Genomic DNA, 12,984 nt, shown 5'->3' on the forward strand with positions numbered 1-12,984 from the left:
GCTAAACATGGCTAAATATGACTCAAAATGGTTCACAATTAGCACTGATCTTTGACCTTTAGCGTTAACGAGCAGTTTAAGTTAATAGAGCCTGTCAATAAGAGAAATAATGACGATCATTCTCAAGCGATCGATCATTACATACCACCAAAATGAATCAAAGGAGCATTACATGAGTGGATTACAACCGCTGCATATAACCTTCTTCATCTATATTATTGCGATGATAGGAATCGGGTTTTATGCTTATAAATCAACAAAAGATCTTTCAGACTATATTTTAGGGGGAAGAAGCTTAGGAAGTGTCGTCACCGCTCTCTCGGCAGGAGCATCCGATATGAGTGGCTGGCTCTTGATGGGGTTACCCGGTGCCGTCTTTATCGCCGGTATCTCTGAATCTTGGATCGCTATCGGCTTAACATTAGGAGCTTATCTCAACTGGCTCTTTGTTGCTGGTCGTCTGCGGATGTTTACAGAGAAAGCAAATGATGCTCTAACACTTCCTGACTATTTCCATAGCCGTTTTGATGATAAGAGTAAAATTCTTAAGATTATCTCTGCTGTTATTATCCTCTTCTTCTTCGTCATTTACTGTGCATCAGGTGTTGTTGCAAGTGCAAGACTCTTTGAGTCTACCTTCAATATGCAATATGACGTTGCCATTTGGGTCGGCGCGATTGCGACAATTGCTTATGTCTTTATCGGTGGATTCCTTGCTGTAAGCTGGACCGATACGGTTCAAGCAACATTGATGATCTTTGCCCTTCTCTTAGTACCGGTTGTTGTTATTTTAAAGATGAACAACTTTGGTGAGTTTGACATTATGAATACTATCGAAGTGGTTCGTAATGAGAGCGAAAAGCATCTTAACTTTACCCACGGCTTAACATGGATTGCGATTGTTTCTCTCCTTGCTTGGGGCTTAGGTTACTGTGGTCAGCCCCACATTCTTGTTCGCTTCATGGCGGCAGACTCTGTGAAGACTATCCCCGCTGCCCGTCGTATCTCTATCACATGGATGGCGCTCTGTCTGATTGGTGCCGTTTCTGTTGGTTTCTTCGGTTATGCCTATTTCTTAGAGCATCCTGAAGAGGGAATCAATGTTTTAGGTGGTGTTAATGCTGCTGGCGAAGTTGTGAAAGGTAATGCAGAATCGATCTTTATGGAGCTCGCTAAAGTACTCTTAAACCCATGGATTGCAGGAATTGTTCTTTCGGGTGTTTTAGCAGCAGTTATGAGTACCTTAAGTTGCCAATTATTGGTCTCTTCGAGTGCATTAACAGAAGATCTCTATAAAGGATTCCTCCGTCCAAAAGCAAGTGATGGTGAGTTAGTCTGGATTGGTCGTATGATGGTTTTCCTTGTTGCAGCGATCTCTATCTATATTGCTTACAATCCTGATAGTAAGGTTCTCTCGCTTGTCTCCTATGCATGGGCAGGATTTGGTGCGGCATTTGGTCCGGTGGTGATCTTCTCTATCTTCTGGAAGCGTACTTCACGTAATGGTGTTCTCTTCGGTATGATTGTCGGCGCACTCACTGTGATTATCTTCCCGAAAGTGAAAGAGTGGTTAGCAGCAAGTGGAAATGTTGAAGTTGCTGATATTCTTGCACAATTCCCAATCCTTAATCTCTATGAGATTGTGCCTGGATTTGTTCTCGCTTCAATCACAATTGTCATTGTCAGTCTCTTTAGCCGTCCTTCACAAAAGATTATGGATCGCTTCGATGAGACGGCAGTTGCCTATAAAGAAGCGATGCGTTCGTAAATGCTACTGCTAACAACTATTGATAACTCACTATTTTAAGCGTCAAATGACCTAAATAAGTTAATGAGTTAATAAGTTAATGAGTTAATGAGTTAATGAGTTAATGAGTTAATAAACTATATAGGGTGCTCTTCTTTAAAGAGTGCCCTTTTTTATTCTTCTTACCTTCTCGTTGAACCAAAGAGAAGGTGATGAATTGCCAGAGATTACCCCTGCATGCTTCCATTAATCCCGTGCCGGCAAGTATCGCTACTTTAACAATATTACCTCCTGCATTCTTGATGCCAATCTGCGGGCATGCAACGACTTAAAAAACGAAATGATCGATTCCCGCCCTTCCGCAAGTCCTCTTATAGAATCAAATACAAAAAATAGAGTGGGAGAAATTAGAGAGATCTGATTTGCTAATCTAACAATTGAGTCTGCTGATAAACTCTGATACTTTCAAATAGAGCAGATAGAAACTATCGCTTACATCCCGATCTTAAATCCCCATATTAAAGTAGAGGGATTTAAAAAAATAATAAGAATGGATAGCCACCCTTAAATAGTAGATATAGACCAGAAATCGATAGCAATGACCCTACCAATAACAGTCGCTATCGAAATAATCATAAGAGGATAGAGAGGAATATGCAGACTCGCTCATTACAGACAGCAGTACCGATCCTATTGATGTTAGGATCGGCCCATATGCTTAATGATTTTATACAATCGATGCTCACAGCTATCTACCCTATGTTGCAAGAGCTTTTTCTTCTCGACTTTGCCAAAATCGGCCTTATTAGCCTAATCTACCAATGTACCGCCTCTATTTTGCAGCCCGCCATTGGTCTTTGGACCGATAAATACCCTAAGCCTTATCTCCTTCCTGTTGGCATGTTAATTACGACAAGTGGCATCACTCTACTCGCCTTTGCAACAAGTTACCCTCATCTTCTAATAGCCGCGGCGATGATGGGCGTTGGCTCTTCCATCTTTCATCCCGAAGCCGTTCGATTAACACGCATCGCATCAGGCGGCCGCTTTGGACTAGCACAATCAATCTTCCAAGTTGGTGGCAATATGGGATCTGCTTTTGGACCCTTGATTGCCGGGATTATCATTGTGAAATATGCTCATCAAGAGAATATTCTCTACTTTGTTATCGCTGGTATTGTTGCGCTTCTCCTCCTTAGCTATCTTGGTCATTGGGGTGCGGAATATCAGCGCAATGAACAGAAGGTGAGAGAGAGAAAAATCACCTTTCCTTATGGTAAAAGACGTACCATTTGGGCCTTGATTATTTTAGGCATTCTTATTTTTGCCAAATATTTCTATATGGCTAACTTTACCAACTACTTTAGCTTCTATCTTATTGAAAAATTTGCTATTGAACGCTCAAATGCCGTGATCCTCCTCTTCCTCTTTCTTGCAGCGATTGCGATAGGAACTTTTGCCGGCGGACCGATTGGCGATAAGATTGGCAGAAGAACTGTTATCTGGTTCTCAATGCTCGGAACGCTCCCTTTTACCTTGGCGCTTCCCCATCTTCCCTTTATGGGAGTGATGATCTGTGCTGTGATTATTGGTCTTATTTTGGCCTCTGCCTTTTCCGCAATTGTTGTCTTTGCTCAGGAACTTGTTCCCGGCAGTGTGGGAATGATTGCCGGCATCTTCTTTGGCTTAATGTTTGGTATGAGCGGCATCGGCGCCCTCTTCTTAGGCTGGCTTGCGGATATCACATCATTACAAACAGTCTTTGTATTGACCTCATTTCTCCCTATTATTGGGATTTTAACCTTCCTTCTTCCTAAAGAGGAGGAGAAATCGCTTTAAAAATAGAGGGTTAAAAAAGATAAGAAGAGATCGAATAAAATTGAGCAAAAGATAGCATCACTGGATGGCTTGATGCAGTTTCCCCCTATTAATGGCATAATTGAGAACTAAAATATTATTTTTGGTAAAGATATGACGCAATTTCTCAATTACGGTAAAAGTATTAAACAACAACTTCATCGATTGATTACATGGGTTCTCAAAAGTCGTCGTAATCGACGAATAGCAGCTCATCTATTAGCCTTTATTCCTGTCGGATTATGGTTAGCCGTACATTCTCCCTTCCACAATAATATCTCCATTATTAGCCTGATCTTTATTGTCCCGGTGACCCTCTTTATCTTTAGTATGCTCTACAATGCGCTACTGACGGGACTTAAACGCTTTATTCTCTATGCGAAAACACCCAATGCTTCTGTCATTCTTAAGAGGCTGAGCAGTCAACATAGCCTCTTTGTGATGGGAATCTTTGTGATTCCAATGATATTGATTCTCTCGCTTCTCTTTGTTGATATTGTCTCTCTAATCGCGCAAGTTCCTCCCTCAAAACTTTATGGCGGCGAATATACATTTCTAACCTCCCTCTACTTTGGTGCTTTTGCTGTTTTAGGTTTTAGTGTCTCCGCTTATGTCGCCTCTGTTCGCCATCGCTCGTTGCGTCACTCCGAGAAACATCTTGAATATACACAACAGAAAGATCGTGAGAGTGAGATCGATCGCCGAATGTTAGAGGGTATTAAGCTACTCGGGGATAAGAATGAATCAGTACGTTTAGGGGGAATCTATATTCTTTGGGAGATTGTTAAAGATGCGGTCAAGGCGCTCCCTTATCTCGATAGTCGCCATTACAATGTCTATTACCACCGTTATAAAGATTACCCTATTATCCCTTATATCACGAGCAAACCTCTCCCTCCGACAGAGATAAGAGGACAATCGTCACTCAAGAAACGTTACCTAAAGCAGAATCCTGCCGATCAATCCCAGATTAAAGCGTATCAAAAAGCTTTTTCACTCCATGAGCAGGTCTTAAGCATTCTATGTGGTCATATTCGTACTTTAACCAATAGTGAAGAGTATCTTCTAACCTACTACCCTTCTATTGCGAAGACTCGATTTTCAAGAGCCTATGCAGAACGCTACGATGATGATTCTAAAGTGATTCGGCAGCATGAAGAAGAACCTGGCAATGAGATTGCCATCCTCTTTCGTCTCTTGAGTAAAAAAGAGCATAGTCACGATAAGACGCTTGTTCGTGCGCTCAACTTTAAGCTCAATTTAGCTAGCTCGATCCTCAAAGGGGTCTACAGTGATCATGCCGATCTTGAAAATATGAATCTGCGTAATGTGAACTTCACTTATGCTCGCCTCAACTATGTTACTTTTGATAATAGTAATTGCTTCGATACCAACTTCAATTATGCAACCCTCAATATCTCAAGCTTCACCATGACTGATCTGACAGAAGCGAGCTTTGAAGAGGCACAAATTACCAATACCACCTTCAAGTATGCCAACTGTATTCGTGCTAATTTCCAACATATCTTCCATAAGGCCTACTTTTATGGAACAACGATGCAGCATACCCGTTTTACGCTTGAAGACTTTATGGAGGATCGCATTGAATTCTTAGGGATCAACGGTCTTCCTGGCTTTGCAAATGTTACCAGTCTTGAACAAGAGGCGATTATAGAACTTCATCCTCGCCATCCGGAAGATGAAAAAAATCAAGGGCTTAACTTTCCCATCTATATCAATCCCAACAAACTGGAGAGTATCAAAGAGATCAAGGAGATTCCCGATCTCTATATTCAATATCAGCGCTTATTAGAGCAACCTCGATGGCGCATTCCGATTGTCGAGGCAAGACAGGCGCATGAAACATTGATGCGAAGTGGCTCCAATCCTCAGCCGGGAGAAGTTTATAGTGGTCATCGTAGTTTAGAGCAGATCAATACCCGAGAATATCTTGCTGTTTTTCATCGAATGTTTAAGGAGAAGAATCGCCAATATCAAGCTTTCTATGATGCTCTTAACCGTAAAGAGAAACGACTTGTAACGCGGATGTTTATCGACTTTGATCAATCGCAACGTCGGGAAGCAAAAGAGGAGGAGAATCGTCAAAATGAGAAAAACAGACCACCATTACAGCTTCCACCGCCAACAAAAGTAGAGAAAAAGGGAGAAAAAATAAAAACACCCTCACAAGATGAGATCAAGAAGACTAAAGAGTTCAAAGAGATCAAAGAGATCAAAGAAAATAGAGAGAATCTGGAAAGTCAGAAAAAAGAGCGTGAAAATGGATCTAAAAAACCAAATGAGCAGTAGCACTACTCACCAAAAGATCGAAAAAGAGAGTGGTAAAAAGGGAGATGAGATCCTCTTAATTGGTGATTTTGCCGGTGTCGGTAAGGTCTCCTTTTCGGTTATGACACCACTTCTTACAGCAGAGAATAGAACACTTAGCTACCTTCCTACTGCCGTTGTCTCTAATAGTTTCGATTATGGTGATGCGATCGTTTATGAATTGACAGATTATATGGCACAGAGCTTAGCGATGTGGCAAAAACATCAATTCCAATTTGATCTCTTTATTACCGGATTTCTCTTTTCAGAGGCTCAAGTCGCTATTATCAAAGAGTTAATTGCGACACAGAAAAAGCGACTTTTTCTGATTGCTGATCCTATTATGGGCGATTGGGGTGAGCTCTATAGTGGACTCTCCCATAAGCTTGTTGCCGGTATGCGAGATATTGTTATGCTCTCCGATCTCATTATTCCCAATCTTACTGAAGCATTGCTGATTTTAGGAGAGGAGAGAGAGTATCATTATGTCACTGAGGAAAAGGTCTATCATTGGCTCGATTCGCTCCATCAGATGGGGGCAAAATCGATTCTTATTACAAGTGTGAAGATCGATGATCACTTTTACATCTTTGGTTATAGCGAACGGGAACAACACTACTTTAAAATCCCCTATAAGATGATTCCGATCCATTTTGGCGGCACGGGAGATATCTTTACCGCTATGATCGCAAATAGCCTTCTTAATCAGCCCGAACTCTCTTTAGAAAGAGTTGTGACTCATGCCGCACAAGTGATCTCTACTATTCTTGAAAAAGAGCAGTCTTATCCAAGAGAGAGGATCGATGAGGTCTATTTTCAGCGCTATCTTCCCCAATTACGCGCCGCGATTCCCGGCAAGTAGATGATAGATCAAGATTCCAGCGGCAACCCCAACATTGAGAGACTCTGTAGCGCCAAGCATCGGAATTTTCACCTTCTGCGTTGCCATCGCTAATAATGTTGGGGAGACACCCTGCCCTTCATTCCCCATCACTAATGCACAACGCGCCGGCGCACTCAGATCACTATAAAATTGTGCCTCATCTAAAGTGGTAACCCAAGAGTGATATCCCGCCTTGTGGAGCAGAGGCAATAATTGAGGCAGAGAAACCCCCGTTAAAATTGGGATCTGAAAGAGCGCTCCTTGGGTTGCTCGGATACTTTTAGGATTATAGAGATCGGCAGATCCTTCACCTAAGATAACCCCTTGAAAACCAGCGGCTTCTGCTGTCCGAATCATCGTTCCTACATTGCCAGGATCTTGAACGCTGTCGAGCAACAGAAGATGAGCAGATGGTCGCCCCTCTCCCGCTATTAGAAAATCCTCTAAAGTGCGCTTAGGCTGTCGAACAAGCGCAATAACCCCCTGTGGAGTTGCCGTATCTGCTAATGATTTAATGATACTCTCTGACACAACAATCGCTTCAAGTGATATTCCACCTTCCACATCGGATACGCCATGTTTCTTTATAGATCCAGATTGACCGAAATCTCGATCTGTATCTCGATCCGAAGACCGATCTGAATATCGATCTAAATATCGATCTAAATATTGCTCTAGAGCAGCCTTAATCTTCTGCCAATCAGTAGGGTGTTCTGCAACCATCACTTCACTATAGAGAATACTCTCAATTTCCGCATCATTGAGTAACGCTTCTTCGAGGAGATGAAATCCTTCAATAAGATAAAGCCCCTCACGATCTCGCTCTCGCTTCTGCTCCAATTTCCGCCACCCTTTTACTCGAGGGTTACTCGGGGAGCTAATTTCTACACTCTTCAATCTCATCTCTCTCATCAATATCTCTCCTTTCTACCCACTCTACTCTTCCGAAAAAGCTATTGCATCTTGAAGATTGACCGATACTAGGCGGGAGACACCCGGCTCTGCCATTGTGACACCAATTAAAGAATCGGAGATTGTCATTGTCGCCTTATTGTGGGTAATAAAGATAAATTGTACCTTTTCACTCATCTCATCGATCAATTTCCCAAGACGGCGAACATTCGCCTCATCAAGCGGTGCATCCACCTCATCGAGCATACAAAATGGTGCCGGATTAAGATTGAAGATGGAAAAGACCAATGCCATCGCCGTTAAAGCCTTCTCTCCCCCTGAGAGAAGATGGATCGTCCCCGGCTTTTTACCCGGAGGATGTGCAATAATATTAATTCCACTGGTTAGAGCATCATCCTCGGTTAATTCAAGATAAGCTTTTCCACCACCAAAGAGACGGGGAAAGAGGGTTGAGAAATCATCATTGATTGCTTCAAAAGTCTCCATAAATCGGGTACGCGTCTCTTGATCAATCTCTCGAATCGCCTTTTCAAGCATCGATAGTGCTGTCTCTAGATCTTCATGTTGGGTATCGAGATACTCTTTACGTTCCCGAAGCTCTTCACTCTCAGCAATCGCCATTAAGTTAACCGCTCCCATCTTCTGAATAGCGCTCTGAATCTCTTTTAACTTCTCTTCTAATACCTCTGCTTTTGCAGATTGATAATGCTCTTTCGCTATTAATAGCTCTTCATCTGAGATCTCCGAAACAATCTTTTCCCACTGCTCTAATATGATGGCGCGTTTTGTATTGAACTCCGCCTCTCGGATCGAAAATTGATTCATCTTTTTCTTCAACGCTTCTAAAGAGCTATTGAAGATATCGCGACGCTCTTCAAGTGTGGTGAGTGCAATACGCCCCTTCTCTACCTCATGCTCTAAAGCTTTAAGCTCAGATTCAAAGGTGACAAGTCGCTCAATGGCGATCACCTTTTCCACCTCAAGATCGGCGATTTGGTCCTGATAATCTCCCACTTTCTCTTGAGATTTTAAACGCTTCTGCAGTAGCGTTAACTCCTCTTCAGCTCTATTGTGACGCTCTTTAAGACGAACAAAGTGATGCTCTAATTGATCCACTTGCCCTTTTCGTGCGCGATGACTTTCACGCAACTGCTCCATCTGCTGTTTCTGCTCACTATAGTGGCTCTTCTGCATCTCATATTGAAGCAATGATTCTTCAAACTGCTCTTGGAGAAGCATCTGCTCCTCTTCTGCAACTGTTATTTCGGTAGCAAGATGGGCAAGTTGTGTTTGATGCTTACGCTCCTCTTCAACTAATTCATCAAAGCGGCGTTTTGCCCGATGGCGCACCTCTGCTTGATGGCTCTCAGCTTGTAGTAGCAGACTCAATTTTTTCTCAAGATCATAATATTCTCGATTAACTTTTTGTAACGCTGTACGCGCTCTATCAAGAAGTTGTTGACGCGCCTTTAGCCCCTCCTCTTTCTCATAGAGGGTCTCATCGAGAAATTCCAATTTTTGATCAATCGCTTGACGCTCCGAGATCGCATTCTCTAAAGAACGCTGCCGTGCTAAGATCCCAAATTGGGCATCTTGTGTATTGTAGAGCGCCCAATCAGGACCGAAGAGTAACCCAGATTTTGTTACGATCATCTCATAGAGTGCTAACTTTTCTCTGCGGGCCATAAAGCCGGCATCTTTCTCTACCGCAAGAGGATCGAGATGGGAGTCATCAAAGATATAGAGATGTGAGAGCAGTGAGCCCATCGCAATATCACTCTCAATATAGTATCCCAGTTGATGAGAATCATATTGATAGGGATGCTCCCCAATCATATAGCTACTTCCCCGCTGCTTCTCTGTCTCTACCATTAAAAATTGTTGTAAAACAGTATCTACCGCACTATTCCATCCCTCTTTAACAACGAGATGTTCAAAGAGTGGAGAGCGTGATTTCTGCTCATCTTGATTGAGCATCTTCTGCAACATGCTAATTTCGCCGGCAAGTTGGTTTCTTGTGGCTAATTCTTGTCGCTGCTGATCTTGTAAACCGCGAATCTCAGCCTTTAAGGTAATAAGCTCACTATCCCCAACCTCTATTTGAGTATTGAGTTCACTCTGCTCTTTACGATAGGTCACTAATGAAGCTTCTAGCGCTCGAGACTCTTCTGAAGCTTCCGGCACCTCCTCAGAGAGATCTTGCAATTCTAAAGTTTCACGCTCTGCGATCACTTGCGTTAAGCGCTCTTGATGAAACTGCCGGCTCTGTCTTGCTAATTGAAGCTTCTGCTCTAGCTGCTTTACTTGATCACGCAGTTGTTGTGTTCGCTTCTCTGCCGACTCGAGCGACTGCTCTAATGTCATTAACTGATCACGCTCTTGCCAAAGCTGCTCTTCGAGGGACTCTAAGGTGAATTTTTCTTCCGTTAGATTCTCTTCTAATGTGGCAAGTTCAGTAGTGGTCACCTCTAACTCTTGAGAGAGTCTCTCGCCATTCTCCTGCCACTCCGACTGTGATTCTAACGCCTGTTTTTGAAGATCTTGAAGTCGTATCTGCTCATGATTGAGATGATCTACCGCCTGTTTATAGGGATAGAGTTCACGATTTCGTTCCGCAAGAGTCGCCTCAAGCGTTTCAAAGTGCTCTTTTTGTACCACGATTTCTGCACTGATCTCCTGATATTGCGCTAAAACCGTTTGAAACTGCTCATACTCCCCAACATGATCCTGATGAAGCTTCTCAATATCTGCCTCGATCGCTCTCTTCTGCTCCGTCACTTGCGAGTAACGAATCGTTCGCTCTTGCTCTCTTAAGGCTTGATAACGTCTTGCCGCATCTGCTTGCCGCTCCAATTTTGTGAGCTGTTTTCCGAGCTCTAGACGAATATCGTTAAGTCGTTCTAAATTCTCGCGTGTATGTTCTATCCTCTGCTCCGTCTCATGCCGGCGCTCCTTATACTTTGAGATATTAGCCGCTTCTTCAAAAAAGATACGTAACTCATCGGGTTTTGATTCAACAATACGAGAGATCATTCCCTGCTCAATAATCGCATAGGAGCGAGGTCCCAATCCGGTCCCTAAAAAGATATCGGTAATATCGCGTCGACGACAGCGAGTATTGTTTAAAAAATATTGACTCTTTCCATCCCGATCGAGCGTTCTTCTAATACTAATCTCTCGATACTCTGACCATTTGCCCCCTAAACGCCCTTGATCATTTTCAAAGATCAACTCTATAGAGGCCATGCCGGCAGGTTTTCTACGCTCAGAGCCATTGAATATGACATCACTCATCGACTCCCCACGTAGCTGCTTAGCGGAAGATTCTCCCATGACCCAACGAACGGCATCAATAATATTGGATTTACCACAGCCATTAGGACCGACGATACCATTTAGCTTGCTCGTTAAAACAAAAGTTGTCGGCTCAACAAACGATTTAAAACCAGAGAGTTTAACTTTCTTTAAGCGCATAAGTGACTCTTTCCGTACTTAGTTGGGGGAATAATAAAAAGGATATAATCTAGCACAATTTTACTCGCTTTACTCCCTCTTTACCTGCTTATTGATGCACGTTTATTGATGAAAAGTAGATGAATAAAAGAGAAAGACAAAAACATACCTATCATATATAATAAGTTTTTGTTGTGATTCATAACAATTAATCTTAAGCTAACCATAGAGTAGAGTCAGTCAAAAGAATCGATTCCTCAAAATGAATGAGCAGTAGATGAACTGATCGATCACAAAAGTGACTAAAAAAGCAACTATAAAGCGCACTCAATTAAATTCTTATAAGAGAAGGAGCAGATCATGCCTGAGAGTATCGGCACCCCACAAACCCCGCTTTTTCAAGGGGCTTTCTTTGAAAACTTCTTAGCGATCTCCCGCTATGAGACGATCATCGGTCTACTGATATTAGCGATCGCCTTTTGGATTATCTACCGTCTACAGAAGCGTAAATCGAGCTTCTTTATGCGTATGTCTGTTGGGCTCATCTTTGGCGCCCTCATTGGTTTAGGAATTCAGGCATGGCAAGGCTTTCCTGATCAAGCCAATATTGTCTTAAAAGAGACGGCAACATGGTATGGTCTCTTTGGCCGAACCTTTATCGCCTTTATCCGTATGCTCGTCATTCCGCTTGTCTTTGTCTCCATTGTTAAGGTGATTTTAGATTTTGGTGGAGATCAACGCCTTACTAAAGTGGCGCGTCGCGGAATATTCTGGCTGCTCTTTACAACAGGTATTGCCGCCTTGCTGGGGATCTTTATCGCCAATATTATGAATTTAGGTTATGGCGATGCATTAGTTGAGACGGCGGCAAAAGAGCGTGAATATACTACTTTGGTCGATACTTTTGTCAATCTTGTCCCCAATAATATTATCTCGGCAATGAATAATAACAATATCATTGGGCTTGTGATTTTCTCAGCGCTAGTGGGAGTTGCGGCTAATCGTATGCGCCCAAAAGCGGTTGAAGCGATCGCAATTTTTCAAAAATTGATCGATGCACTTCATAAAATCGTTATGAGCATCACCATGACTATTATTAAATATATGCCCTACGCAATTATCGCACTACTTGCCGGTACTATTATGACAAATGGTATTCCTGCTGTAATCAAGGTTTCAAGCTTTGTCATTGCGATCTATGTTGCGACCTTTATTATGATTATGATTCATCTCTTAATCATTGCCGGCCATGGTCTCTCTCCATTAATGTTTCTCCGTAAATCACGCGATACATTAGTGATGGCTTTCTCTAGCCGCTCATCTGTAGGAACACTACCCCTTGCAATCTCCACTCTGACAGAGCGAATGGGGGTTTCTGGTAGTACCGCAAACTTAATCCCCTCCCTTGGAACAACAATGGGGATGAATGGTTGTGCCGGCTTCTTCCCTGCACTATTAGTGATGATGGTAGCGCATATGGTAGGTATTGAGACAGATCTTCAATTCTATATCATGTTATTGATTGTGATCGTCATTGGATCGATCGGGATTGCCGGCGTCCCAGGAACGGCAACGATTGCTGCAACCATTGCTCTCTCAGGGATGGGAATGGGAGAATATTTCCCCTTAATCGGTATGGTGCTTGCTATCGACCCTATGATCGATATGGGTAGAACAATGACCAATATCTCAGGTGCGCTAACCGCTTCAGTAGTGACCGATAAGGAGTTAGGGTTACTCAATCAGGAGCGATTCCAAGATCCTAATGCCTTTTTAGAAAGTGGTGAGCAAGCATCATAACCTA

The 12,984-nt window shown here is 42.7% G+C and carries 7 protein-coding genes; 5 read left to right on the forward strand and 2 right to left on the reverse strand.

All coding sequences use genetic code 11. The features are described from left to right. The first annotated feature begins 172 nt into the window (after positions 1-172). From putP to DC082_RS01815, 4 genes are all read left to right on the forward strand, one after another. Entirely contained in the window at positions 173-1,768 is a 1,596-nt protein-coding gene (gene putP, locus DC082_RS01800; protein ID WP_109235501.1) for a sodium/proline symporter PutP, read from the forward strand. A 633-nt stretch (positions 1,769-2,401) separates the two neighbouring features. Continuing rightward, positions 2,402-3,586, forward strand: coding sequence for an MFS transporter (locus DC082_RS01805; protein WP_109235502.1), 1,185 nt, complete (start codon positions 2,402-2,404; stop codon positions 3,584-3,586). 132 nt (positions 3,587-3,718) lie between these two features. Next, entirely contained in the window at positions 3,719-5,914 is a 2,196-nt protein-coding gene (locus tag DC082_RS01810) for a pentapeptide repeat-containing protein (RefSeq protein ID WP_109235503.1), read from the forward strand. Then, positions 5,886-6,794, forward strand: coding sequence for a PfkB family carbohydrate kinase (locus tag DC082_RS01815; protein ID WP_157957382.1), 909 nt, complete (start codon positions 5,886-5,888; stop codon positions 6,792-6,794). Before DC082_RS01810 ends, DC082_RS01815 begins: the two co-directional genes overlap by 29 nt. Here the strand turns inward: DC082_RS01815 and DC082_RS01820 are convergent. Further along, positions 6,768-7,727 (reverse strand): TrmH family RNA methyltransferase, encoded by a 960-nt coding sequence (locus tag DC082_RS01820; RefSeq protein WP_109235505.1) that lies wholly within the window; start codon positions 7,725-7,727, stop codon positions 6,768-6,770. The genes DC082_RS01815 and DC082_RS01820 overlap by 27 nt on opposite strands. Positions 7,728-7,751: 24 nt before the next feature. Continuing rightward, a complete protein-coding gene (locus DC082_RS01825; protein WP_109235506.1) occupies positions 7,752-11,201 on the reverse strand; it encodes an AAA family ATPase in 3,450 nt (1,149 codons plus the stop codon). Positions 11,202-11,540: 339 nt separating this feature from the next. Between DC082_RS01825 and DC082_RS01830 the strand changes: the two genes are divergently transcribed. Further along, positions 11,541-12,980 carry a cation:dicarboxylate symporter family transporter gene (locus tag DC082_RS01830; protein ID WP_109235507.1) on the forward strand — a complete coding sequence of 480 codons (1,440 nt, stop codon included), beginning with the start codon at positions 11,541-11,543 and terminating at the stop codon, positions 12,978-12,980. Positions 12,981-12,984: the final 4 nt, after the last annotated feature.

The organism is Ignatzschineria indica (assembly GCF_003121925.1).
Taxonomy (GTDB): domain Bacteria; phylum Pseudomonadota; class Gammaproteobacteria; order Cardiobacteriales; family Wohlfahrtiimonadaceae; genus Ignatzschineria; species Ignatzschineria indica.